This window comes from Suipraeoptans intestinalis (assembly GCF_034091795.1).
GTDB lineage: Bacteria > Bacillota > Clostridia > Lachnospirales > Lachnospiraceae > Suipraeoptans > Suipraeoptans intestinalis.
In genome coordinates this window covers 32,584-55,668 of the sequence record NZ_JAXFXH010000012.1, presented here as the reverse complement: position 1 = coordinate 55,668, position 23,085 = coordinate 32,584, and the positions used below count along the sequence as shown (strand labels likewise).

At 43.8% G+C, this 23,085-nt stretch carries 30 protein-coding genes and 1 pseudogene; all 31 read left to right on the top strand.

The features are described 5' to 3' along the window. The first annotated feature begins 3 nt into the window (after positions 1–3). The 31 genes and pseudogenes from SOW26_RS04240 to cbiD all read left to right on the top strand — a co-directional run bounded on the left by SOW26_RS04240 (position 4) and on the right by cbiD (position 23,062). Positions 4–1,326, top strand: a complete 1,323-nt coding sequence (locus SOW26_RS04240) for a pyrimidine-nucleoside phosphorylase (protein ID WP_154476249.1) — start codon at positions 4–6, stop codon at positions 1,324–1,326. A 14-nt stretch (positions 1,327–1,340) separates the two neighbouring features. Further along, positions 1,341–2,006: a deoxyribose-phosphate aldolase gene (gene deoC / locus SOW26_RS04235; protein ID WP_154476247.1), complete on the top strand. Its 666-nt coding sequence runs from the start codon at positions 1,341–1,343 to the stop codon at positions 2,004–2,006. A 22-nt stretch (positions 2,007–2,028) separates the two neighbouring features. After that, positions 2,029–3,135: a BMP family lipoprotein gene (locus SOW26_RS04230; RefSeq protein ID WP_154476245.1), complete on the top strand. Its 1,107-nt coding sequence runs from the start codon at positions 2,029–2,031 to the stop codon at positions 3,133–3,135. A gap of 2 nt (positions 3,136–3,137) precedes the next feature. Continuing rightward, positions 3,138–3,797, top strand: a complete 660-nt coding sequence (locus tag SOW26_RS04225; protein WP_154476243.1) for a YczE/YyaS/YitT family protein — start codon at positions 3,138–3,140, stop codon at positions 3,795–3,797. Continuing rightward, entirely contained in the window at positions 3,764–4,732 is a 969-nt protein-coding gene (add, locus tag SOW26_RS04220) for an adenosine deaminase (RefSeq protein WP_154476241.1), read from the top strand. The genes SOW26_RS04225 and add overlap by 34 nt, the downstream gene beginning before the upstream one ends. A 5-nt stretch (positions 4,733–4,737) precedes the next feature. Continuing rightward, the gene (locus tag SOW26_RS04215) at positions 4,738–5,487 is read left to right on the top strand and encodes a Crp/Fnr family transcriptional regulator (RefSeq protein WP_276959164.1); all 750 of its coding nucleotides are present in this window, start codon (positions 4,738–4,740) and stop codon (positions 5,485–5,487) included. Positions 5,488–5,601: 114 nt separating this feature from the next. After that, on the top strand, positions 5,602–6,414 hold the full coding sequence (locus tag SOW26_RS04210) for a purine-nucleoside phosphorylase (protein ID WP_276959162.1): 813 nt from the start codon (positions 5,602–5,604) through the stop codon (positions 6,412–6,414). A 427-nt stretch (positions 6,415–6,841) separates the two neighbouring features. Further along, positions 6,842–7,225: a VOC family protein gene (locus SOW26_RS04205; RefSeq protein ID WP_320651948.1), complete on the top strand. Its 384-nt coding sequence runs from the start codon at positions 6,842–6,844 to the stop codon at positions 7,223–7,225. Between the two features lie 113 nt (positions 7,226–7,338). Beyond that, positions 7,339–7,995 (top strand): hypothetical protein, encoded by a 657-nt coding sequence (locus tag SOW26_RS04200; RefSeq protein WP_320651947.1) that lies wholly within the window; start codon positions 7,339–7,341, stop codon positions 7,993–7,995. A 9-nt stretch (positions 7,996–8,004) separates the two neighbouring features. Then, positions 8,005–8,214: a hypothetical protein gene (locus tag SOW26_RS04195; protein ID WP_276959156.1), complete on the top strand. Its 210-nt coding sequence runs from the start codon at positions 8,005–8,007 to the stop codon at positions 8,212–8,214. Between the two features lie 58 nt (positions 8,215–8,272). Continuing rightward, the gene (locus tag SOW26_RS04190) at positions 8,273–8,743 is read left to right on the top strand and encodes a hypothetical protein (protein ID WP_320651946.1); all 471 of its coding nucleotides are present in this window, start codon (positions 8,273–8,275) and stop codon (positions 8,741–8,743) included. A gap of 18 nt (positions 8,744–8,761) precedes the next feature. Then, positions 8,762–9,349 (top strand): sugar O-acetyltransferase, encoded by a 588-nt coding sequence (locus SOW26_RS04185; RefSeq protein ID WP_154476227.1) that lies wholly within the window; start codon positions 8,762–8,764, stop codon positions 9,347–9,349. 47 nt (positions 9,350–9,396) lie between these two features. Continuing rightward, on the top strand, positions 9,397–9,876 hold the full coding sequence (locus tag SOW26_RS04180) for a pyridoxamine 5'-phosphate oxidase family protein (RefSeq protein WP_276959151.1): 480 nt from the start codon (positions 9,397–9,399) through the stop codon (positions 9,874–9,876). 80 nt (positions 9,877–9,956) lie between these two features. After that, complete coding sequence (locus SOW26_RS04175) at positions 9,957–10,601, top strand: cyclase family protein (RefSeq protein ID WP_320651945.1); 645 nt, start codon at positions 9,957–9,959, stop codon at positions 10,599–10,601. Positions 10,602–10,677: 76 nt separating this feature from the next. After that, positions 10,678–11,217, top strand: coding sequence for a GNAT family N-acetyltransferase (locus SOW26_RS04170; RefSeq protein WP_320651944.1), 540 nt, complete (start codon positions 10,678–10,680; stop codon positions 11,215–11,217). Between the two features lie 130 nt (positions 11,218–11,347). Then, entirely contained in the window at positions 11,348–11,764 is a 417-nt protein-coding gene (locus SOW26_RS04165; protein ID WP_320651943.1) for a hypothetical protein, read from the top strand. Between the two features lie 88 nt (positions 11,765–11,852). Next, positions 11,853–12,068: a hypothetical protein gene (locus tag SOW26_RS04160; RefSeq protein ID WP_154476197.1), complete on the top strand. Its 216-nt coding sequence runs from the start codon at positions 11,853–11,855 to the stop codon at positions 12,066–12,068. Between the two features lie 396 nt (positions 12,069–12,464). Next, the gene (locus SOW26_RS04155; RefSeq protein ID WP_320651942.1) at positions 12,465–13,181 is read left to right on the top strand and encodes a hypothetical protein; all 717 of its coding nucleotides are present in this window, start codon (positions 12,465–12,467) and stop codon (positions 13,179–13,181) included. A gap of 157 nt (positions 13,182–13,338) precedes the next feature. Beyond that, positions 13,339–14,001 (top strand): nitroreductase family protein, encoded by a 663-nt coding sequence (locus tag SOW26_RS04150; RefSeq protein WP_276960097.1) that lies wholly within the window; start codon positions 13,339–13,341, stop codon positions 13,999–14,001. A 298-nt stretch (positions 14,002–14,299) separates the two neighbouring features. Beyond that, positions 14,300–14,614, top strand: a complete 315-nt coding sequence (locus SOW26_RS04145; protein ID WP_276960096.1) for a TfoX/Sxy family protein — start codon at positions 14,300–14,302, stop codon at positions 14,612–14,614. A 61-nt stretch (positions 14,615–14,675) separates the two neighbouring features. After that, complete coding sequence (locus SOW26_RS04140; protein ID WP_320651941.1) at positions 14,676–15,446, top strand: DUF2200 family protein; 771 nt, start codon at positions 14,676–14,678, stop codon at positions 15,444–15,446. 549 nt (positions 15,447–15,995) lie between these two features. Then, positions 15,996–16,508, top strand: coding sequence for a DJ-1/PfpI family protein (locus SOW26_RS04135; protein WP_320651940.1), 513 nt, complete (start codon positions 15,996–15,998; stop codon positions 16,506–16,508). A gap of 111 nt (positions 16,509–16,619) precedes the next feature. Then, positions 16,620–17,615 (top strand): helix-turn-helix domain-containing protein, encoded by a 996-nt coding sequence (locus tag SOW26_RS04130; RefSeq protein ID WP_276960094.1) that lies wholly within the window; start codon positions 16,620–16,622, stop codon positions 17,613–17,615. Positions 17,616–17,972: 357 nt separating this feature from the next. Beyond that, positions 17,973–18,764, top strand: coding sequence for a hypothetical protein (locus SOW26_RS04125; RefSeq protein ID WP_320651939.1), 792 nt, complete (start codon positions 17,973–17,975; stop codon positions 18,762–18,764). Continuing rightward, positions 18,761–18,982: a DUF6630 family protein gene (locus tag SOW26_RS04120; RefSeq protein ID WP_418896369.1), complete on the top strand. Its 222-nt coding sequence runs from the start codon at positions 18,761–18,763 to the stop codon at positions 18,980–18,982. The genes SOW26_RS04125 and SOW26_RS04120 overlap by 4 nt, the downstream gene beginning before the upstream one ends. A gap of 290 nt (positions 18,983–19,272) precedes the next feature. Next, positions 19,273–19,683, top strand: coding sequence for a DUF3795 domain-containing protein (locus SOW26_RS04115; protein ID WP_320651938.1), 411 nt, complete (start codon positions 19,273–19,275; stop codon positions 19,681–19,683). Between the two features lie 26 nt (positions 19,684–19,709). Next, positions 19,710–19,949: a hypothetical protein gene (locus SOW26_RS04110; RefSeq protein ID WP_320651937.1), complete on the top strand. Its 240-nt coding sequence runs from the start codon at positions 19,710–19,712 to the stop codon at positions 19,947–19,949. A gap of 215 nt (positions 19,950–20,164) precedes the next feature. Next, positions 20,165–20,473: a nucleoside triphosphate pyrophosphohydrolase family protein gene (locus tag SOW26_RS04105; RefSeq protein ID WP_320651936.1), complete on the top strand. Its 309-nt coding sequence runs from the start codon at positions 20,165–20,167 to the stop codon at positions 20,471–20,473. A gap of 192 nt (positions 20,474–20,665) precedes the next feature. Continuing rightward, positions 20,666–21,043, top strand: a complete 378-nt coding sequence (locus tag SOW26_RS04100) for an SdpI family protein (protein WP_320651935.1) — start codon at positions 20,666–20,668, stop codon at positions 21,041–21,043. Positions 21,044–21,099: 56 nt separating this feature from the next. Continuing rightward, positions 21,100–21,825 (top strand): annotated as a pseudogene (locus SOW26_RS04095) (alpha/beta fold hydrolase); the annotation flags it as partial. An 82-nt stretch (positions 21,826–21,907) separates the two neighbouring features. Continuing rightward, entirely contained in the window at positions 21,908–23,062 is a 1,155-nt protein-coding gene (cbiD, locus tag SOW26_RS04090; RefSeq protein ID WP_276959077.1) for a cobalt-precorrin-5B (C(1))-methyltransferase CbiD, read from the top strand. Positions 23,063–23,085: the final 23 nt, after the last annotated feature.

The window sequence follows — 23,085 nt, the reverse complement described above, 5'->3', positions numbered from 1 at the left end:
ATAATGAGAATGTATGATGTGATCATGAAAAAGAGAAACGGAGGTGTCCTGACGGAAGAAGAGATTCGGGAAGTGATCTCAGGGTATGTGGCAGGAGAAATTCCGGATTATCAGATGTCTGCGTTTTTGATGGCTGTCTATTTTCAGGGAATGACGGAGGAAGAGACGGTTGCCATGACGGAGGCGGTAGCACATTCGGGAGACATGGTGGATCTGTCCGCTATTGCAGGGATCAAGGTAGATAAGCACTCTACGGGAGGCGTGGGCGACAAGACCAGCCTCATCATCGGACCCATTGTGGCAGCCTGCGGTGTAAAGGTGGCAAAGATGTCAGGAAGAGGGCTGGGGCATACCGGCGGTACCGTGGATAAGATGGAGGCCATTCCCGGAATGCGCACCGATCTGAGCAGAGAAGAGTTTTTCCGAGTGGTCAACCAAACCGGACTTAGCATCATCGGACAGACCGGCAATCTGGCGCCGGCGGATAAGAAGCTATACGCCCTTCGGGACGTGACGGCTACGGTAGACAGTATTCCTTTGATCGCAGTTTCTATCATGAGTAAAAAGCTGGCGGCAGGAAGTGACGCCATCCTGCTGGACGTCAAGACGGGAAGCGGAGCGTTTATGAAGACGCTGGAGGATTCCATTGCTCTGGCGAAGGAAATGGTAAGTATCGGAGAAAATGCCGGACGAAAGACGGCAGCTTTGATCACAGACATGGATATCCCTCTTGGAAACAATATCGGGAACAGCCTGGAGGTCATGGAAGCGGTGGAGACCCTAAAAGGCAACGGGCCCGCGGATCTGACGGAAGTGTGTATTCATCTGGCAGGAAATATGTTATATTTGGCAGGGAAGGGAACCATAGAAGAATGTATGGCTCTTGCCAAAGCAAAGATTGAGGACGGAAGCGCCCTGGAAAGACTGGCGGCCATGGTGGAGGCCCAGGGCGGCGACGCTTCTGTGATCCTGGATCCGTCCCGTTTTGCAAAGGCGCCCTACAGTATGCAGGTATTTGCAGAAAAAGAAGGATACATCGGAGCGATGGATACAGAGGGATGCGGGATCGCTTCCTCCATGCTGGGCGCAGGCCGTCAGACCAAAGACAGCGCCATTGATCCGGCAGCGGGGATCGTTCTGAAGCGTAAGGTGGGAGATTATGTGACCAAGGAGGATGTGATCGCAGTGCTTTATACTTCCGATTCCAGCCTTTTGGAACAGGCACAAAAGAAGTATGTCAGCTCCGTCAGGATACAGGTAGAGGCTCCGAAGAAAGAGCCGCTGATCTACGCCAGAGTGACGAAAGAAGCAGTTGAGAGGTTTTAAAAAAGGAGAGAAAAATGGACAGAAAAGAATTGTTAAGCCATGTGGATCACACACAGTTGAAAGCATTTGCTTCCTGGGAGGATATTGATACCCTCTGCAAAGAAGCGATAGAGTACGGGACGGCTTCCGTGTGTGTGCCTCCGTCTTACATCAAAAGGATCCACGAGACTTACGGGGATCAGATCAATATCTGTACGGTGGTAGGCTTCCCGCTGGGATACAGCTGCACGGCAGCAAAGGTGGAGGAAGTAAAGCAGGCCATCGCAGACGGAGCGTCAGAGATCGATATGGTGATCAATATTGCAGAAGTAAAAAACGGAAACATTTCGTATGTCACAGATGAAATCAGAGCACTGAAACAGGCGGCGGGAGATCATATTCTGAAGGTGATCATCGAGACCTGCTATCTGACGGAAGCAGAAAAGATCGCAATGTGCAAGGCTGTGACAGAAGCCGGAGGAGACTACATCAAAACTTCTACCGGATTTGGAACGGGCGGTGCAACAATGGAAGATATATTGTTGTTTAAATCGCATATAGGTAGCCAGGTGAAAATGAAAGCAGCAGGCGGCGTGAAGAGCGTGGAGGATATGGAGGCGTTCATTCAGGCGGGATGCGACCGGATCGGGACCAGTTCGGCTGTTTCATTTATCAAAGGCGAAGGAACAAAAGGGTACTAAGAGGTACAAAAGGAGGAAAAGTATGAAAAAAAGAGTAGTGAGTCTGTTCTTAGTGGCAGCAATGACCGTAGGTCTGGTAGCGGGATGCGTTAGCAAAAAAGCGGCATCGGACGACGGAGACAAGAAAAAGGGAGAGGGCTATGAACTGGCGCTCATCACCGACGTAGGAACCATCGACGACAAATCCTTTAACCAGGGATCCTGGGAAGGATTGGAGAAGTATGCAAAAGAAAACAACATTTCCCACAAATACTACAAGCCGGAAGAAAAATCTGATGAGGCGTGTCTGGCAGCCATCGACCTGGCAGTAAAGGGCGGCGCAAAGCTGGTGGTAACTCCGGGATTCTTGTTTGAAGGACCGATCCACGAAGCACAGAGCAAATATCCGGATGTCAGCTTTATCCTGATCGATGCAGAGCCAAAGGATGCAGACGGAAAAGTGGATATCGCAGACAACACACTGGCAATCTACTATGCCGAGGAGCAGGCAGGCTATCTGGCAGGCTATGCAGCAGTAAAAGAAGGATACAAGAAGCTTGGATTTATGGGAGGTATTGCAGTGCCGGCCGTAATCCGTTATGGCTACGGATATATCCAGGGAGCAGACGCAGCAGCAAAAGAGCTGGGCTTAAACGCAGGGGACGTATCCATCAAATACACCTATGTAGGAAACTTTGAGGCTTCTCCGGAAAACCAGACACTGGCAAAATCCTGGTATACAGAAGGAGTTGAGTGTATCTTCGCATGCGGCGGCGCAGTAGGAAACTCTGTTATGGCAGCAGCAGAGGGAGAAGGAACTACTGTGATCGGTGTAGACGTAGATCAGTCCGGTGAGTCTGATACCGTTATCACCTCTGCTATGAAGGGACTTGGCATCTCCGTATACGATGCGATCGCTTCCTTCTATGACAAGAAGTTTGAAGGCGGAAAGACACTGACCTTTACGGCAGCAGAAGATGGCGTAGGGCTGGCAATGGAAACCAACAGATTCAAAAACTTCACACAGAAAGACTATGATGAGATCTTTGGAAAACTGAAAGATGGAAGCATTACCGTTCAAAAGGATGATGTCGCAGAGGATGCTTCCGGCATTGCAACAGAAATCGTAAAGGTTGAAAACATCCAGTAGTGATGAAAAACAAGATAGACGCCAGAAGGTGTTTGATTGCCTGCGCCGCAATCTGCTGTATCGGATTCGGCGTGGCATTCAACGCCATGGCACAACTGGGAAATGATCCCGTGGGCATTTTTTATGACGGCATAAGAAATGCCCTGGGACTGACCAGAGGACAACTGGGTGTGGCATCAAACCTGGTGAATCTGGTCTTAGCGGTCATATTGTGGTTTTTAGGCAGGGAGTATTTAAACATAGGGACACTGATTTATCTGATACCATATGGAACATGTGTCAATATAGGCTCCTTTTTTTATACCAAAATTTTCGTGGCAGATGCGCTCTGGTGCCGGATTCTGGCCAGCGTGGCAGGGTGTCTGCTGCTGTATCTGGGCGTGGCTTTGTATATTGCCGTGAATATCGGGGTAGATCCCATGACGGGGATCGCACTGGTGATCCGGGACAGGCTGCACTGGGAGTTTAAGAAGGCCAAGTGGCTGTTTGACGGAATTATGATGATTGCCGGATTTTTACTGGGGGGAACACTGGGAGTGGTGACACTGCTGACCGTAGTTTCCGCAGGACCGGTGATCCAAAGGATCACAGAATGGGTGAAGCCGTTTTGTCAGGGGAGGGCTCGTGTATGTGTACAAGAGAAAACAGACTTCCAAAATTAGATCTGCACTGTCATCTGGACGGTTCCCTCAGCAGGGAATGGTTTGAAGAGGTGACGGGAAGACGTGTAGAAACCAGTGAGATACAGGTGGGAAGAGCATGCAGAAGCCTTGCAGAATATCTGGAAAAGTTTGATCTTCCCCTGCAGTATCTGCAGACAGAGGAGAATCTGAAAAAAGCAGGAAAAGAGTTTCTCCTTGGCGCAAAGAAAGAAAATATCGACTACATCGAAGTTCGGTTTGCACCGCTGCTGTCCGTTTCAAAGGGACTGACGGCGCAAAAAGTGATAGAAGCCGTGCTGGAGGGGCTTGCCGAAGGGAAGAAAGAATGTGGCGTTTACTATAACGTGATCGTATGTGCCATGCGACACCATAGTGTAGAAGATGGATTACGTCTGGCAGAGGCGGCCAGAGAATTTCTGGGAGAAGGGGTGTGTGCCATGGATCTTGCGGGAAATGAGGCGGCCTATCCCATGCATCTGTTTCGGGAGGTGTTTTTGCAGGCGCGAAAGCTGGGACTGCCTTTTACCATCCATGCGGGAGAATGCGGCAGTGTGGAAAATGTAACGGAAGCCATTGAACTGGGAGCAAGAAGGATCGGTCACGGGATCGCTCTTCGCGGGCAGAAGCAGGCGATGGAGCTGTGCAGAAGAAATCAGGTGGGAGTAGAGCTTTGTCCCACCAGTAATCTGCAGACAAAAGCGGTGAAAGAGGGAGAGCTTTACCCTATTCAGGAATTTTTGGCAAACGATCTGCTGGTTTCCGTCAATACAGATAACCGTACAGTCAGCAATACCAGTATAGAAGAAGAGATGGCTCATATTGCAGGGGCATATGGAGTAACGGAGGAGGAAATCAGGAAGCTGACGCAGAATGCGATAGAAACAGCATTTGCTTCCGATCTCGTCAAACAGGAACTCTGGAAAAAGTGCAGGTGATCTTCATGAAGGAAAATTATTTGGAGCATGCGATTCCTTTTCTTAGCCGGATTCCGGAGGAAAGAAGGGAATTGTTTGAAACGTATTTTAAGACGGCGCCTATCTGGCTTTTGGAATCTTTCATCATCATCGACAAAATGAAAAGAGGGACCATATTTGTGCAGGAAGGAGCGCCGGTGGACTATGTATACCTGATCGGTGACGGCGTCATCAAGGCTACCGATTACCGGTTCTATGGCATTCAGTTTGACTTTATGCGGTTTGAAGGAGTCTATGCCATGGGCGGGATGGAGGTGTTGCTGGATCTGGACAAGTACCGCACCACCCTGCAGACGGTGACGGATTGTACCATCCTGAAGATTCCGGTGGCGAAGTTTGAAAAATGGATCAAATCGGATGTGTCTGCACTGCAAAGAGAGGCGCGCCTTATGGGCGGATACCTGCTTCAGCAGGGAAGAGACAGCAGAGCCTATCTGTTTTTGCAGGGGTCGGATCGTCTGGCTATGCTTCTGGTGCGCCGCTTTGAAATGTATGGAAAAGACGGAGTTCTGCGGATGAAGGGAGAACGTCAGGGGCTGTCGGATGAGACGGGGCTTTGCGTCAAAACCATCAATCGTTCCGTGAAAAAATTCAGCGAGCAGGGACTGGTTACGAAGGTAGGAAATCAGATCGTGATCGAAGAAGAGCAGTACAGGAAATTAAAGGAGATCGTAGACCGCATCATTGAGCCGGATGAATATCTCCTGTCCAAATGAAAAGAACCGGGAGAGGGCTGCGCCGTATCTGGGAAAGAGCGGGCAGAAGGTTACAGCATCTCTTATGAGGGGTAAGAGATATCATCATACATGACAGAACAGGAGGAAAAAAGAATGTACGAGAGATTGCAGCGCTGTCTTGGCAGCGTAAGAGAAAAAACAGATTTTGTGCCGGAAGTGGGGATCATCCTGGGATCCGGTCTGGGAGATTTTGCAGAAGAGATCCAGGTGGAAAAACGGGTGCCCTACGAGGAGATCGAAGGCTTTCCGGTATCTACCGTAGCAGGGCACAAGGGACAGTTTGTATTTGGGTATGTAGGAAAGACGCCTATCGTTGCCATGCAGGGAAGGGTACACTTTTATGAAGGGTATACCATGCAGGAAGTGGTGCTTCCCACCCGTCTGATGGGGCTTCTGGGCATCAAAAAACTGGTTCTGACCAATGCGGCAGGCGGCGTGAATACTGCGTTCCAGGCAGGAGATTTCATGATGCTGACAGATCATATTGCCTTTGCCGTGCCCAGTCCTCTGATCGGGAAAAATCTGGAAGAGCTGGGGACCAGATTTCCCGATATGAGCAACGTCTATGATAAGGACCTGCAGGAAGTGATCCGGAAGGTGGCAAAGGAATGTGACGTTGCCATTCAGGAAGGTGTCTATATGCAGTTTACAGGGCCGGCTTATGAAACGCCGGCAGAGGTGAAGCTGAGCAGGATCCTGGGAGCTGATGCAGTCGGAATGAGTACTGCATGCGAGGCCGTAGCGGCAAAACATATGGGACTGCAGGTATGCGGGATTTCCTGCATCACCAACATGGCAGCCGGAATCCTTCCCCAGAAGCTGGATCATAAGGAAGTACAGGAGACGGCAGACAGAGTGGCGAAGGATTTTAAAAAGCTGGTAACAAGACTGCTGGAAGAAATCTAAAGGGTTCAGAAGGAGAGACTTCCACAGACGTCATAAGATCTGTTGCAGGCAATCAAGCAAAACAGAACATCGTAAAAGCGGTGATCTTTTGTTTCCGTAAAGGAAGCGCAGGAACACCGCTTTTTTATGTCCTTGTTACGAAACAGAGGGAACGCAGGACCTGGAAGAAAACGTCAAAGGGAAAAGGTTCAGAGAAAAAACTCAGAAAAAATTCCACAAAAATTTCCGGAGATCTTTTTGTGTATCAGGTAAGAACCATGGTATAATAAGCTAATTCAAAAAACAGAAAAAAGGATGTCTAAAAATTCCAAGGGTATGGGAAAGAGGAAAAAGGGAAAAGGGAAAAGGGGCGTCGAGAGGCTTGCTTTTGACAGGAAGACAGAGAAACAGCTTGAAAATTTTTTAAAAAGAAGCATAGGGAGGAAACATGAGGATCGAGCATATTGCCATGTATGTAAGTGACCTGGAGCGGGCGAAAGACTTTTTTGTCAAGTATTTAGGAGGACATGCCAACGCAGGATATCACAATAAAACGACGGATTTTCGCTCCTATTTTATAACCTTTGAGGAGGGGGCGAGGCTGGAACTCATGCAAAAGCCAAAGATGTGGGATCTGGAAAAGCCGTTGGCACGTACAGGCTATGCACATCTTGCCTTTTCTGTAGGGAGTAAAGAGGGGGTGGATGCGTTGACAGCGAGACTGCAGCAAGAAGGCTTTCAGGTGATCAGCGGACCAAGGACAACCGGAGACGGATATTATGAAAGCTGCATCGTGGCAATCGAAGGCAATCAGATAGAAATCACGGCGTAGCGGCTTTTGGGAGTGCAGACAGGAGCCGGATCCGTTACAAAGCATTGTTCCCAACATATGAGATTGTGAAGATAGAGCATCTAAAAGTCAGGATGTAAAAGGGGATAAGAAGCATGAAGAAAAAAATTAGAATGGCGTTCTTGGCAGGAATGCTGGTGATACTTGCAGGATGTAGCTCCAATCAACCGGATGAAACCGGAGTGTACGTAGACAGTAAAGGAGTCATGGAAGTATCCATGGGAATAGAAACAGACGACACGCAGAGGAGTGGCTGTACCGTAAAAATTCCGAAGAATTACTTTATTTACGGGGATGGGGTCAATGAAGATGGCTTGAAAAGATACTCTGTATTACGATGGGATCGGTTGGAAAAGTATACGGACGAGAAGAAGCTGGATGGCTATACGTTTTGTTATCTACTGTTTGGCCCGAAGGGCGGAAAAATATTAAACGGAGAGTTTAGGTCCGAAAGGCAAAGAAAAAAACATCATCGGTTTTATTTTGAAATGTTTTCAAACGAGAGAGGAAACTTCCAAAGTCTGGAATCCTATGCTCCCTCCAATGGATTTTGGATCAGCAGTGACACAATGAGGGGATATGCTTATGAAGAACCGGCGGAAGGTCCACATCGTGGCCTGCGACTTACTATGCATGTTCCCATCAATCATGAGATGATTCTTAGAATGGGGTATGAGGGGCCTCTGCTGGAGGAACTTGGAGTCAAGGAGCTTGGCGAAAGAATGCTTTCTCTGGTGACACCGATAAAGTAGCAGTCGGCTTTGGCGGAAGATAAATTCGTAATGCTGGATATCGTGACGGAAGATGAAAAAATCTCATTTAGAGCCAGACCAAGGGAATACAAAACTCTCACAGGAAACACCTCGTTCCATCCATTTGGTACAAGTGATTCAGATGATATGGAACAGCTAACGATATTAGGAAGAGAAATAGACGGTAGCCTTGTCATAGAAGATTCTGACGGTATTTGACTATGGCAACACAAGGGCGATAGGGGCTCCTGTTCTGTAAAACAGAAAGAGTGGATCAATGAAAAGGATGAAACGGAACTTACAAAAATCCTGGCGATATAAATATATTCGATACAGGCTTGAAAGGGAGTGCTTCAAGGATGCAAAGCTGCAAGGAGCAAGCCGGGAGCAAAAAGACAGCATCTGCTTAAAGGCTGTTGAAAGAACAAGAAGTTATAGCTTTCTATTTGCGTTTCTATATTTGCCTGCCTTTTCTTTGTTCTTTTTCGGATGGGTCATGAATCCTCACAATAGGAACAATGAATTTGTCAGTTGGTATCTTGGCGTTATAGAGTCTGTAGTTCCCCTTGTTACCGGCGATTGGGGAAGTTCCTGGAATGAGAAACGGGGCGCCGTTCTGCTGATATTCTTTCGGCTGATACCGATTTTTATAGTGAGTGCAGCTCCACTATTTTTACCGATACTGATAACGGCAAATAGAGTCCTGAAAAAAACGATACAGGAAAGCATGTTAGGGATACTACATTAGAATAGACAGGAGGTACAAATGACAGAAAAGGAAAAAATGGAGAATCAAAAACTCTATGATGCAAATTATGATATAGAACTGGAAGCAGAACGTGTTCGATGCAAAACCAAGTGCCAGATATATAATTCCTTGCCGATTGAGGATGTAGAGGAACGTCACCGGGTATTGAAAAACATCCTTGGAAAAACAGGAGATTTGGTGCATATTGAGCCAGACTTCTGGTGTGATTATGGATATCGTATCAAGGTAGGAGAAAATTTCTATGCCAATCATGGTCTGGTGATTCTGGATGCGGGAGGGGTAACTTTTGGAGATAATGTTTTTATTGCGCCGTCGTGCGGTTTTCACACCTCCGGACACCCGATCGATTTTGAAAGACGGAATCAGGGATTGGAATACGCATACCCCATTGTCGTCGGTGATAACGTATGGATTGGCGCTGGTGTTCAGGTGATGCCAGGGGTGTCTATCGGCAGCAATGTGGTAATCGGTGGCGGTAGTGTTGTTGTGAAGGATATTCCGGATAACAGTGTAGCAGTAGGTAATCCGTGTAGAGTGATTCGGAGAATCACAGAGCAGGATAAATGGACAAATTGGGACAGATAACTCCTGGTTTTTGGAGATAAGAAAATCAGGGGCTGCAGAGGTGAAAAATGAGAAGGAAAGACCGTGAAGTGACAGACACGCAAGAAATTTTGCGGATTGTTGACAAAGCCCAAATACTTCATTTGGGACTTTTGGATGGAAAATTTCCATATATTGTTCCCTTGCATTATGGATATGAGTATGAGAAAGAGAAACACAACCTTATATTTTATATGCATGGCTCACGAGAAGGGCGTAAGCTGGATTTGATTCAGATGAATCCCAACGCCTGTGTGGAATTGGAATGCGATATCGAATTGGTATCTGGGGGAGATAATCCTTGTACATATGGTTCCACATATGCGTCTGTTATTGGAAAAGGCTATGCCGAGATCATTGAGGATCCATACGAAAAAATGAAGGGACTTCAACTGCTTATGGAGAATCAGACTGGCAGAAAATTTGAAATTAGTGAAAAAATGGCGTCTTCCGTTTCTGTAATCAAAGTCAGTCTGGCAGAGTTTACGGCTAAATCAAGACCTAAATGATGCCAGTGCGAAGGATCATGAATAGGCAAACAGATCCCTGTTTGTCAGCATCAATAGTTTGAAGTTGTGGAGGAAAATTTATGAAAGTGATTGATTTAACACACAGAATCAGAGAGCATATGCCCGTTTATCCAGGAATGGAACCACCGGTACTGGAACCTGCCAACACATATGAAAAGGACGGTTTCAAAGAAACAAGATTATCCATGTTCTGCCATACGGGCACACATATGGATCCTCCGGCACATTTATTTGCCCATGGAAAAACAGTAGACCAGTTTCCACCGGAGCAGTTTATAGGAAAAGCAGTTGTCATTAATTGCAGAGATCTATCTGAGGGGGATTCCATCACAATGGAGCATATTCACAGGGTTGGAGATGCTTCTGAAAAAGCAGATTTTCTTCTGTTCAATCTTGGTTGGGATAAGCGATGGGGCACGGAAGCGTACTTCGGAGATTATCCATGTCTGAATGATGCCGTAATGGATTTTATCATAGAAGGCAATTTCAAAGGAATAGGATTCGATGTGATTGGTCTTGATCCGATTTCAGATGAAAATTTGACGAGGCATAAAAGACTTTTTAAGGAAAAAGAGATCGTAAATATTGAAAATCTTTGCAATCTTGAACAGTGTGGGAATGAATTGTTCTATTTCAGTTGCTTTCCTTTGAAGATAGAAGACTCTGCTGGCTCTCCCGTTCGTGCTGTTGCATGGTTTGAATAATAACTCCCCCACGGTTTATGGGGAATATTCAAGTTTGATTGACGGTGAAAATTAGAGTTTTTCGGGAGGAATATTGATGATTCTAAAAACAAATAGGCTAATTCTTCGTCCGTGGGAAGAAGCTGATGTGGAAAATTTATATAGATATGCGAGTGCTCCTGAAGTGGGTCCTGTCGCAGGATGGCCTGCTCATACAAGTATAGAAAACAGTCTTGATATTATCCGCAATGTTTTATCAGCCCCAGAAACATATGCAGTTGTTGACAAAGGCACAGGATGTGCTATTGGGAGTATTGGGTTGATGGTTGGAAAAGCAAGCAACATCGGAATACCTGATACAGAAGGAGAGGTAGGATATTGGATCGGAGTCCCATATTGGGGACAGGGATTGATTCCGGAGGCCGTACAGGAAATCCTTCGCCATGCTTTTGAAGAAGTGCATCTTAAAAAAGTATGGTGTGGCTATTTTGACGGAAATACCAAGTCGAAGAGAGTTCAGGAGAAATGTGGATTTCAATATCAGTACACGAAGGAAAATGTTCCATGTCCTATGCTGAACGAAATGAGAACAGAACATATAACCTGCTTAAAAAAGGAAGATTGGATAAACCGATAATTCGTAGTTTGTAGAGATAAGAAAATTTGAATTGACCGAGCTCTTTGAGCGAGGGATGCTTATTGACCTCTGGTCAATAAGATGAGAAATGTGAGGCAGTATTATAAATTTGGAATTTATAGGAGGGATCATGAATTTTAAAGACATTATTTCTATAGCAGCAGTAATTACAACAACAGTAGTAGCAGTGGTTTCTATATTTTTGAATCATCGTTCAAATTTGAAACATCAACTGTTTTTAGAAAAACTCAGAATATATAAAGAACTTATGGTAATCGTTTCTCAGTCCACAAGTCAACGTGCAAATAGGGAAGAACTGCGTTTGCGGTTAATAGCTGTCAAACAAGAAATTATATTATTTTCTACTGAGCCAATCATTAGGAAGCTGGCAGATATTGGAGATATTAATTTCACCAATAATGGACAAACAGAAGTTCAAGCAAAAGAGAAATTTGATAGATATTTATCTTTACTAAACTTAATGAGACGAGACTTACTGAAACAAAGTGATAAAATTTCGGATACAACTCTAAAAAGGTTGATTTAACCACTAAAATAATCGGTATAACATGTATTCGGCGCAATTAGATAGATAAACTAAAACTGTAAGTCATATTTGAATTTGGAGGGAAACTATGGACAAAAATAATAAAGTAGCATTAGGCTTCTTTATAGGTGCAATATGTTTTTATATTATGGCAGCTATAAGCTTTTTAAATAGAGGTTCAAACAATACTATGTGGATAATGTTTCTATGCCTAGGGTCATCATGGGTAGCTATAGGTGGATCTATTGCAAATAAACATAAAAATAAAGACGATGATACTTCTTCAAATAACCAAAGCAAATAAATCATCAAATCCCAGTTTGCAGAGATAAGAAAATCAGAGTTGTAGAGGTGAAAATAAATGAATTGACAAAGACAGATAGATGGTTTGCGAAATGGTTTAGAAAGAAAAAGTTATTGTTAGACAAATTAGATGTTATATTCTATAAGGAACACTAATCCAGTTTTACTCTTTGCCTACACAATCTACGGGAGACACACGAACGATGAGTTCTGCGTAAAACGAACGCTGCGAAGGAGGAGCTGGATGGCTGAATTAGTTAAGAATGTAAGGTGTCAGGGGACAATGCTCAGACCGAATGTTTTACGCATTCCATAGCACAAGCAGCTAGCGGGATAACATCCTGGCGGGATGTTGGAGTATCAACCATGAATATATAGTAGCAGGAGAAGAAGCCAGATGGGACTTATTCGCTTATTTCTTAAGCACTTATCGGATAAATTATTCCTGAAAATCAACAATCTCAAGAGTGGAAATTTAATACGTTTCTTGGTGTCTTTGGCACTTACTGGAGTTTTCGGTTACGGCATGGTCTATAATTGGACTGACTTTCCGCATTTAAGTGGGTTACAGATAATAGGTCTACTGGTTATGTCTATTTTATTCTTGCTCTTTCTTTCGAGTACAATACGTTATGGTGCAGTGTTGAGACGACCGGCCGGGAGAAAACGGGCTGCATATGTGGAAGACCGCATAAAAGAGGATCCATTTTTGAGGGCGATGTATATCGGAGAAACTATTTTTAATAAAAGAAAATGTACTGTTTACAAACAGGATGGGAAATTTATCCTCAAGAGTGGATTAAAAACACCTGGCTTCACAGAGTACATCTACGGTAGCTTTCGTCTCGTAGATGTAAAAGAGCTTGGAAATGTCTATAGATGGGAGAAACATTGCTATTACAAGGGGCGAGATTTTGGCTTATACACTGTTCATGGATGTTTCAGACCCAAAACAGTCTCCATCCTAACATTTAATCTTACGATGGACGAAGTGACTAAATTAGGCTTTAAACAAGTTAACCGTGGTGAATTTGAGATAAAGTTACCCTATAAAGATGTGAAAATCAAAGAAGAAAAAGTACGGGTTGATTTGCAAGAGGAAGCAGGCGAATAACTGCAGGATCGGAAAGCTGGACGTCTCGTTTTCGTCAGGAAATTACGGATATCCCTGAAAGATCCTATTGTATTGTTTATATTATTAAGTGTTCAAGGGTCAAACACATCTTTCCGGTGTGAGAAGTAAATCTTTGAGATGTAAGGAGGAAACAACCATGGATATGATGGAAGTAATGAAGCAGAGACATTCTGTAAGACGGTTTACGGATAAAGCGCTTGAAGAAGGAGCAATAAAAATATTGCAACAGGAAATTGATGTGTGCAATCGTGAGGGCGGTATGCACATCCAACTGATAACAGACGAACCGGAGGCTTTTCAGGCTGGGAAACCAACATATGGACAATTTAAAGGATGCAGGAATTATCTGGCCATCATAGGTCAAAGAGGAAAAGAGATGGAAGCAGGATATTATGGTGAAAGAGTAGTACTTAAAGCGCAGGAGCTTGGAATCAATTCCTGCTGGGTTGCGCTGACCTATAAAAAGGGAAAGAGCCAGGGAGCAGTGAATGCCGGAGAGAAGCGGTATCTGGTTGTGGCTCTGGGCTATGGAGAAAACAGCGGAGCGGATCACAAAGTGAAAGCCATCACAGAAATCAGTGATTATAAAAATGGAGATCCTGCCTGGTATAAGGCCGGTCTGGAGGCGGCTTTGCTTGCACCGACTGCGGTGAATCAGCAAAAGTTTCGTTTTGAAAGAAACGGTGATCAAGTTATGGCAAAAGTGTCAGGGTTTGGGTTTTACACAAAGATTGATCTTGGAATTGTAAAATATCATTTTGAAATTGGCTCTGGCAAAGGGAAAGAAGTATGGAAATAAAAGGATGAGATTTTGATGGTCGGTGGAGATTGATTGTTCTATCGACCATTTTTTATGTAAATAATGGATGCATAGTGGTATAATAAAGTATCCGCTGATTGAAGAGGGTTATCAGAAAAGGAAAATATCAAGTGGGATTTGCAAAAGAAATTTTATTTGCTTGGAAGGTAGTAAGTGAAGATAAAATATTAGACTGGTAGAATTTTCATAAATTGGGCTTTTATACTGCATCTGTGCCCAAAATGGGATTTCCGGTTTGTAGGGATATGTAAATTTTAATTTGAAGGAGGTAATCATAGTGAATGAATTTCATGAGTATGTTCGTGCGGTTTTTTCCGTAGCAGGTGATATTGTCATAAAATCCATGATGGGCGGATACCTTGTATATTTTAACGGTAAGCTGCTAGGTGACATTTGCAATAATGAACTGTTTTTAAAAAGAACACCGACATCGGACAGACTGCTTGCAGATTCCGAACTGCGTTATCCGTATGAGGGCTCAAAAACACTGATGCATGTATTTGATAGATTTGAAGATACGGCACTTGTTCTGGAACTTCTGGATGGTATGTATACAGAGCTTCCGGAAAAGAAACCTGCGAAAGTCAGATGAGAAAGATAAATCTTGGCCTGTAGGAATATGTAACTTTGAACTTAGCGACGAGGTGAGATCATTGGACAATCAAAAAATTTTTTCAATGAGCGTGGCAAAGGTATATCCAATGCTTATTGCAAAAGCAGAACGTAAAGGAAGAACCAAGGAGGAAGTGGACGAGGTATGCTGCTGGCTGACCGGGTACACACCTGGGCAGATAGCGCAGCAGCTTGCAAGGGATGTGTCCTATGAAACTTTCTTTGATGAAGCGCCGCAAATCAATCCCAATAGCCGCCTGATCACAGGCAGTGTATGTGGGATCAGAGTTGAAAGCATTGAAGATCCATTGATGCAGAAGATCCGCTGGCTGGATAAACTTGTGGATGAGCTTGCAAAAGGCAGACCGATGGATAAGATTTTGCGAAACGAGGCTCCCTCTGCGAAATGGAAATGTCCGAAGTGTGGACGCAAGTTCAGGAATAAAGGTCAGGATCATTACTGCGGCGAAAAGCCAAAGAGCATAGATGAATATATTGAAAACCAGAGTGAGGAGTTCAGGGATGACCTTTGCTTCCTACGCCGGATTCTCCGTGAAGCGCTTCCGGATGCTGAGGAACGTATTTCCTGGAGTATGCCGACATACTGGAAGGGACACAATATCCTACATTTCGCTGCTTTTAAAAAGCATATCGGATTTTATCCTGGACCGGAAGCCGTAACAGAATTTGCTACTGAATTACAGAACTACCATGTTGACAAAGGAACCATCCGTATCCCATATGGTAAAGTCGATCCGGAGCTACTCTCGAAGATTGCGACATGGTGCAATGAGACGGGAAACCATGCCTGATCAATGAATAGGCTTCAGGAATAAAGCATCAAATCTCAGTTTGTTTCATAGCAGTATTGGATTGGGGGTGGATATTATCATGAATGATGGGTATATTTTATGGTGTCTACGTGTGCCGATAATTATGATAGTTCTTTTGATGGCAATGATATGTTTCCATAGACGCAGTGTCCTTCAATACTTATATCTTGTGGATATGTTTTGTTATCTTGTAGCTATATTTTCCTATTTCATTTTTACAAAACATATTGTAAGAAAAGCTTTTTTAACACACTGGATGGATACCCCCACTCATTTGTCTAATTGGAATATTCGGAGGTTATTTTCTTTTTATTGTGTCGGTAAGCGCCTTTATTATGGAACACGCACGAAGACATAAGTGGGCAAGGGTGATACTTGGAATTATTGGATCCATATGTATGGTGCTTCGTATGTGTGGAGTGTATCTGTTTATAGAGGTGCTTTGTCGTTGAAAAGTGGTTAATCTCTCTCAACAAAAATTTTGAGAAAAAGATATCTCTTCCGTTATTGCCCGGAAAGGAGTGAAAAATGAAAACAGTTGTATTACTTTACGAGACATGTTGTATCTATGAGATCGTGATCATCAACTACTTTCTCCAACTGTGTGGCCACGAATTGCTTTTTGTCACCATAGACGGAAAGCCGGTCACTGCACAGGAAAAGTTTTCACTGAATGCAAGCTGTGCGTTAAAGGATATTGACCCAAAAGATGTAGAACTGCTTTTGGTGCCCGGCGGAAACATCTCATCCATTGCTAATGAAGAAGTTTATTCCTTTATTAGAGCGGTTGTGGATCATAAACAACTGGTTGCCGGTATATGCAACGGCGTTGATGAATTAGACAACGCAGGCATTCTTGAGGGGATAGAATCGACACACTCTGTTAAGGAAGCTCTTGTGGTGGGCGAGCATGTAATTACTGCACGAGCCAATATGTATGTGGATATGGCGATTGCCATAGGAAAGAAGATGAACCTCTTTAAAGACGAGGCGGATCTGCAGGAGACCATTGATTTCTGGAAACTGCATAAGACTTTATAGAAGAAAACGGCAGTTGCAACCCGCATTTGACAAATTGACAGCCATGCATGGTGGTATGCAACCGCAGGATACTCTATCCTTTCAGTAAAAATCAACGAAGGGAGAAGCAACATGATTTTAGCTGACAAGATTACAGAGGAAAGAAAAAAGAACGGATGGTCCCAGGAAGAGCTTGCTGCAAAGCTCGGTGTTTCCAGGCAGGCGGTTTCCAAATGGGAGAGTGCAGGTTCGATCCCGGATCTACAAAAGGTAATTCAGCTAGCCACACTGTTTGACGTGACTACAGATTACCTGCTCAAAGACGACATGGTTTCGAAACCGAGTGTGCCGACTGTCTATGATGAAACAGAGAAAGGTGGGACGCTCCGCAGGGTATCCATGGAAGAGGCAAATGAATTCCTGAAGCTGCGGAAGAAGGGAGCGCCGATCGTAGCGAATGCGACTGCACTTTGCATAGTGAGTCCGGTTCTGATAGTCATTCTCGGAGCCTTATCTGAGGAGCCGCGCTTCCACATCTCAGAGGGACTGGCAGTAGGCCTTGGAGGTACCGTGCTTTTCGCTATGATCGCAGCTGCGGTGTTTATGTTCATAACTTACGGAATAAAGGCAAGCCACAGCGAACATCTGGAGAGGGATGGGTTTGAGACGGAATACGGCGTCACCGGAATGGTCAAAGAGAAAAATCGTACCTATGAGGGGACGTATACCAGAGGCATCGCAGTTGGTGTTGTACTTTGCATTATTGCTGTGGTACCGATGATCATCGTAGGCGCAATGGGAGCTCCGGATTACATCTATGCGATTTTTGTAGGCGTACTGCTTGTCCTGATCGCAGTAGGTGTAAACCTGATCATCCGGGTGAGTATGGTAAAAGGAAGTTATGACACACTTCTTCAGGAGGGGGAGTATACCCTGGAGGAGAAAAAGATCCAGAGAAAGATGGGGGCCTTCTCCGGTGCATACTGGTGCCTGGCCACTGCGATTTATCTTGGCTGGAGCTTCTGGACTATGCGATGGGATTTCACGTGGATCCTCTGGCCTGTTGCAGGCGTACTCTTTGCGGCAGCTTCGAGTGTTGCGCGGGCAGTAGTTCAGACGGAGGATTGATTGAGATACAAGAATAAATTTCAGTTTTCAAGTGTAAGGAACTGAGCAGTGAGTATGTCTCTAAGCTGAATCTAAATTCAAAGGGGTTAAGCTTGCCAATAAATATGTGAAGAAAACAGGTAATACCGACGCACAGATGTACTTTGGCATAAATCATCCAGCTGAATTTGCAAACAAAACACAGACAGAACTTATCAGTGTTGGCGGTTTCTTTAAGGAAGTTCTTGAAAATTGTAAAAACCTAAAGCTTAAGACAAAGATATATATATTTTGCAGATAAGATTCACAGGATACCGATCATTCACTTAGGGTTTTGATATATAGATGTGAGAAAAATAGAATGAAGAGGAAGAGTAAATGAAACGAATTTTTGGAAACGAGGGAATTAACTTCAACAAAAAAGGGAAATATCAACTGCATGTTAGTAGTGAAGGTGTTAGCTACGAGTCTGAAAATGGGAAAAAGTCTTTGAATATCAAGTTTGCTGATGTCGGCTCTATTATTGTTCCTAGCTATTTAAACTCAAATTCTCATTACACTGTGATATTTCGGAATCATGAAGGAAAAAATATGGAAGAGATTGACACAGATGTAGAAAATGTGGGCTATAAATTTAACAATATGTGGGAAACAAAATCAATTTTAATCGCTTTTGCCGAGAATAAGCTGACAGAAGTGTTCCCAGATAATCTAGACACGCTTGATTTACAAATAGGATTTTCGCTAAAGGAAAAAGAAATCAGATTAAAGGAAGGAGCACTTGTCGGTTCTAAGCATCAAGTGAAGCTTTCGGATATTAAAAGAGTAAAGTGCCTGAGTAACGGTACTTTAAGTAATTTGCTTATTTATCAAAAAGAAAAAGGTGGATTCTTCGACAAGCCCGACATGAAAATTCCGTTAAATGAATTGACACTGCCGATTTTTGAGGCGGTTATGGCAAAGAATAACGGGAAGGGAATTGATTTCAATATGGGGAATGGATTTGACCAAAATACCAGTGAATATATCATAGAAAGATACATGAATTCTACCTTTTTCATGAATACAGATGGAAGTGTTACGGATGATTGGCACAGAATTGCTTATGAACATATTATAGCTTATCAGTCAGATGTTGAGATTCCTGAAAACACAGCGTTTTTGGAATAAAAAGAGATAGAGAAACCCTTGTATTTATGATGAAGAATCTAAGCAGAGGAAAGAAAACCGGGCTGCCCATAGATGAAAATGCTTTTCCAAAATTCGGAGAAGTGAGGCAGTTTTGCGGGCAACTTGGTGAACTTTGGAAAAAGGCAGGCTATCTTATAGTGGTGATTGGTACTGACAGTGACGAATATATTGTTGGGATACAGGAGAATTTAGAATAACTTACTGTATGATTGAAATGGAAAGTTGTGGAGGTGTCTGTCCATGAAATGGTACAATGATATGGATAAACAGGAAAAACGAAGTTTTCAAAAAGTGATTACTATATGTGTAGTAGGTGCGATTTTAATTCTGCTTATTCCTATGTTTTTTCATGCTATTTTTTAAGAAAAAGATAACTTTGAATTGACCGAGCTCTTTGAGCGAGGGATGCTTATTGACCTCTGGTCAATAAGATGAGAAATGCGAGGCAGTATTATAAATTAAAAGTTGATGAAAGGGGTAAACAAATATGAAAATGCCAGAAAAAATTGATATAAGTATGTTTGCCCCATGTGGAATGAATTGTAAAGTTTGTTATAAGCACTGTTACCATAAGAAACCTTGTGCTGGGTGTTTGAATAGTGATAAGGGAAAACCTGAACATTGTCGTAAATGCAAAATAAAGGACTGCATCAAAGCAAAAGCACTATCATATTGTTTTGAGTGTATTGAATATCCATGTAAGTTGATTAAAAATCTTGAAAAAAGTTATAATAAACGGTATCAAGCAAGCCTTATAGATAATAGCTATTTTGTTAAAGAACAAGATTCGGAGCAGTTTATGGAACAACAGAAAATAAAATATACTTGTCCTAAATGTGGTGGAATTATTTCTATTCACGATAGAGAGTGTAGTGAGTGTCAAGAAAAAATGAGATAGCATAATCCCAATTTGTAGAGGTGACAATGAAAAGTATAGATGTTATATACAAAAAACAGACCTTAAGACTTACACGATTTTGGGGTGATAATAGGATATGTTTATATGCTAAAAACCCAAGCCAAATTCATCTTTCTAAAATGAAATTTGTCGGTGGACATCCTGATGAATGGTGTATTTTTATTGATGATCTTACTTATGATGAAAAGACTGAGATTACAGATATTTACGGAAGCCCTATTAACATGCAGGAAATTGATATATAAATTCCAGTTTGTTGAGGAGAACAATTTATGACGAAAGAAGAACGGGCTCAAAAATGATTTTGTAATAGACCTCATGCGGAATCCATCAGCCTGGAAACCAAAATGGATCTATGCAATAGAGTGGCAAAGAAAATTCCATGAAAAAATGACACTTAAGAAAGCAACTATTGTGAATAGTTTTGATAAAATAAAATTGAATTTTCAGGAGGAACTTAATGAATTTAAAAGAAGTAAGTGGCCAGTCAGTGAAGATAAGAGAGCGGTATCATGAATTAGAAAAGGAGATTCATGGTTCTGTTTGGTCGGTAGAAGAGGATGCATTGGCCTTTCTAACAGATGCCGGATTGGTCGGCAGATTAACGATGGATAATCAAGGACGCTGGCCGAGTGATGAGAAAGAAGTGCTCCCTGTCAAGATTGGTGAATGTGTTTGGTGGCTGGCTGTTCTTGCAGAAAGAATGGGATTGAGTTTTGAAGAATGTGTAGAAAACTTTCTTGTTGAACGATCAGAAGCATTGAAATGATTTGCGGAGGTGACGGCATGAAAAGATGGACGGATCGCTGAAGCCTAACAGTACATATAACGAGTGGAATTGGATTCTGGTGAGAACCAACGGCGGAAAATGGAAGCATGTGGATCGCGGCTATTGATTCCAGTTTCAGTTTGTGGTACTACGGAAACAGGAAAGAAAAATAATCTGCGAGGAGGTTATGTCATGGGATTTTGGATATTTATGTTTGTGGCAACGTTACTGATACCACTGGCTTTGTTATGGAACTGGTACATCTGTCCTAAATTTAAATTCAAAGAAATAAATGGAACAAGTGGATATAGAACGGCACGCTCCATGAAAAACCAGGACACTTGGGAATTTGCTCAAAAAAAGTGCTCTCAAAATTCTTTGAGGATGTTTTTCCCTACATTTCTGTTGTCTGTTGGCATTATGCCCTTTTGCATGGGAAAGCAGATGGGAGAGATCGGTTGGATCGGGTTTGGCATTACCATGGCACAGATGATGAGTTTTGGCGTTATTATTTGCCTGACGGAAAGTGCACTAAAAAAGAATTTTGATAAAGATGGAAGAAAATACTAGAGTGAAATAGAAGGAGAAGAAAAGGTGATTTCACGGATTTGCAGAGGGTATTGGGAATGAAAGAATATACACTGAGAGGAAGCAGGTTCAAGTTAAGATATTTTGATTTTCCGGGAGAGAAAACGCCTATTTTGTTTCTTCACGGTTTAGGCTGTGCAGGCTCATTTGACTACATAGATGTCGCTTTTCAGGAATCCCTGGCAGATCACAGAAAAATAGTGATCGACCTGTTGGGCGCCGGATACAGTGATAAACCGGAGTCATTTGTGTACAGTGTGAAAGCACATGCAAAATATTTAAAGGAATTTCTGGAGGACAGAAATCTTGAAAACGTCATAGTTTATGGGCACAGTCTGGGCGGTGCGGTAGCAATAGAGCTTTGTGCTTTCTGTGGAGAAAGAGTAGAAAAATTAATACTAAATGAACCGAATCTAGAACCGAGCGAAGAGAGTGCAGCCAGTTGGGAGATAGCCCGGTTATCTTGTGAAAATCTGGAAGCAGAGCTGTCGCTGAAAATACAAGAATACGAAAAGTCAGGGAATACCATGTGGACGTCAACTTTAAAAAACTGGCTTCCCAAGGCAGCCTATGAAATTTCAAAAGATGCAATCGTCGGCGGCGATCCTTTGTGGAAAACGACAGTGCATGAGTTTGACTTTCCGAGATGTTTTATATACGGAGAAAAATCGTTGCCGGACAGAGCGTATGAGGAACTGAGACGCAAACAGGAACGGATGGAACTTGTAAAGAATGCGGGACATTCTATGGCATGGGAAAATCCGAAGGAGCTGGCGCTTGCCATCAGCAGGCCTGTAGAGACTGTGGGGGGAGCAAAGCATAGAAAAGAGATGAGGAGGAGCCGGCATGAAGAAACTGGCCAGTGGATATACCACAGGCACCTGTGCCCAGGCAGCGACGAAGGCGGCCATGCAGCAGCTTCTGACAGGAACAGAGCCAAAAGAAGTAGAGGTGGATCTTCCCGGAGGAAAGCGGCTGACCCTTTTGACAAAGAAGCGGCAGATATTGTACGGAAAAGGAAGCTATCCGGAAAAGGCAACCTGCGCTATCCAAAAAGACAGTGGGGACGATCCGGATATTACCAATGGCGTTCTGGTTTATAGTACGGTAGAATGGAGTCGGGAAAAAGGCGTGTCCATCTGTGGAGGAGAGGGGATCGGAAGAGTTACCAAGGCAGGACTGGATCAACCGATAGGAGAAGCCGCTATTAACAGGATCCCCAGAAAGATGATAGAAAAAGAGGTGAAAAGAGCCTGCGAGGAAGCCGGCTGTGAAGCAGATGTCCGGGTCACTATCCGGATTCCGGGAGGAGAAGAACTGGCAAAGAAAACCTTCAATCCAAGACTGGGGATCGTAGGGGGGCTGTCGATCCTGGGAACCAGCGGGATCGTGGAACCCATGAGCGAACAGGCGCTAAAAGACACCATTCGGGTAGAGCTGCAGGTAAAGCTGGCACAAGGGGAAACGTATATCCTTGCGGCACCTGGGAATTACGGATTGGACTTTCTGAGAAAATACGAACAGGTACAGGCGGAAGCAGTAGTCAAGTGCAGCAATTACATCGGAGAGACGATAGATATGGCAAAAGAGCTGGGAGCAAAAGGACTTTTGTTTGCCGGACATATTGGAAAGTTGGTCAAGGTGGCCGGCGGGATCATGAATACCCATTCCAGATGGGGAGACTGCCGGATGGAGATTCTGGCGGCGGCCGCACTCAGAAGCGGACTGCAAGAAGAAACGGCCTGCAGGATCCTGCGCAGCGTGACAACAGACGAGGCTTTGGGGCTTTGTGGGGAAGCAGAAAGAAAGCGGCTGATGCAGGCGGTGATGGAAAAGATAGAGGAATATCTGACGATCCGCGGAGAGGGAGAGATCCGGCTGGGAGCGATTCTGTTTTCCAACGTCTATGGGATCCTGGGAGAAACCAGATCCGCGGCACAGATCTGGGAGTGCCGCAGGCGGCAGCAGGCTTCCGGGCAAGAGGAAAAGACAGGCAGATAGAGGAAACGACAAACCAAGAAGAA

Coding starts and splice junctions, on each gene's coding strand:
- SOW26_RS04180 (WP_276959151.1), top strand. CDS start 9,397: ATGAGAAGGAAAGACCGTGAAGTGACAGACACGCAAGAAATTTTGCGG.
- SOW26_RS04200 (WP_320651947.1), top strand. CDS start 7,339: ATGAAGAAAAAAATTAGAATGGCGTTCTTGGCAGGAATGCTGGTGATA.
- SOW26_RS04155 (WP_320651942.1), top strand. CDS start 12,465: ATGGGACTTATTCGCTTATTTCTTAAGCACTTATCGGATAAATTATTC.
- SOW26_RS04170 (WP_320651944.1), top strand. CDS start 10,678: ATGATTCTAAAAACAAATAGGCTAATTCTTCGTCCGTGGGAAGAAGCT.
- SOW26_RS04150 (WP_276960097.1), top strand. CDS start 13,339: ATGGATATGATGGAAGTAATGAAGCAGAGACATTCTGTAAGACGGTTT.
- SOW26_RS04115 (WP_320651938.1), top strand. CDS start 19,273: ATGAAAATGCCAGAAAAAATTGATATAAGTATGTTTGCCCCATGTGGA.
- SOW26_RS04105 (WP_320651936.1), top strand. CDS start 20,165: ATGAATTTAAAAGAAGTAAGTGGCCAGTCAGTGAAGATAAGAGAGCGG.
- SOW26_RS04165 (WP_320651943.1), top strand. CDS start 11,348: ATGAATTTTAAAGACATTATTTCTATAGCAGCAGTAATTACAACAACA.
- deoC (WP_154476247.1), top strand. CDS start 1,341: ATGGACAGAAAAGAATTGTTAAGCCATGTGGATCACACACAGTTGAAA.
- SOW26_RS04160 (WP_154476197.1), top strand. CDS start 11,853: ATGGACAAAAATAATAAAGTAGCATTAGGCTTCTTTATAGGTGCAATA.
- SOW26_RS04210 (WP_276959162.1), top strand. CDS start 5,602: ATGTACGAGAGATTGCAGCGCTGTCTTGGCAGCGTAAGAGAAAAAACA.
- SOW26_RS04130 (WP_276960094.1), top strand. CDS start 16,620: ATGATTTTAGCTGACAAGATTACAGAGGAAAGAAAAAAGAACGGATGG.
- SOW26_RS04175 (WP_320651945.1), top strand. CDS start 9,957: ATGAAAGTGATTGATTTAACACACAGAATCAGAGAGCATATGCCCGTT.
- SOW26_RS04100 (WP_320651935.1), top strand. CDS start 20,666: ATGGGATTTTGGATATTTATGTTTGTGGCAACGTTACTGATACCACTG.
- SOW26_RS04225 (WP_154476243.1), top strand. CDS start 3,138: ATGAAAAACAAGATAGACGCCAGAAGGTGTTTGATTGCCTGCGCCGCA.
- SOW26_RS04190 (WP_320651946.1), top strand. CDS start 8,273: ATGAAAAGGATGAAACGGAACTTACAAAAATCCTGGCGATATAAATAT.
- add (WP_154476241.1), top strand. CDS start 3,764: ATGTGTACAAGAGAAAACAGACTTCCAAAATTAGATCTGCACTGTCAT.
- SOW26_RS04205 (WP_320651948.1), top strand. CDS start 6,842: ATGAGGATCGAGCATATTGCCATGTATGTAAGTGACCTGGAGCGGGCG.
- SOW26_RS04135 (WP_320651940.1), top strand. CDS start 15,996: ATGAAAACAGTTGTATTACTTTACGAGACATGTTGTATCTATGAGATC.
- SOW26_RS04230 (WP_154476245.1), top strand. CDS start 2,029: ATGAAAAAAAGAGTAGTGAGTCTGTTCTTAGTGGCAGCAATGACCGTA.
- SOW26_RS04185 (WP_154476227.1), top strand. CDS start 8,762: ATGACAGAAAAGGAAAAAATGGAGAATCAAAAACTCTATGATGCAAAT.
- SOW26_RS04125 (WP_320651939.1), top strand. CDS start 17,973: ATGAAACGAATTTTTGGAAACGAGGGAATTAACTTCAACAAAAAAGGG.
- SOW26_RS04110 (WP_320651937.1), top strand. CDS start 19,710: ATGAAAAGTATAGATGTTATATACAAAAAACAGACCTTAAGACTTACA.
- SOW26_RS04240 (WP_154476249.1), top strand. CDS start 4: ATGAGAATGTATGATGTGATCATGAAAAAGAGAAACGGAGGTGTCCTG.
- cbiD (WP_276959077.1), top strand. CDS start 21,908: ATGAAGAAACTGGCCAGTGGATATACCACAGGCACCTGTGCCCAGGCA.
- SOW26_RS04215 (WP_276959164.1), top strand. CDS start 4,738: ATGAAGGAAAATTATTTGGAGCATGCGATTCCTTTTCTTAGCCGGATT.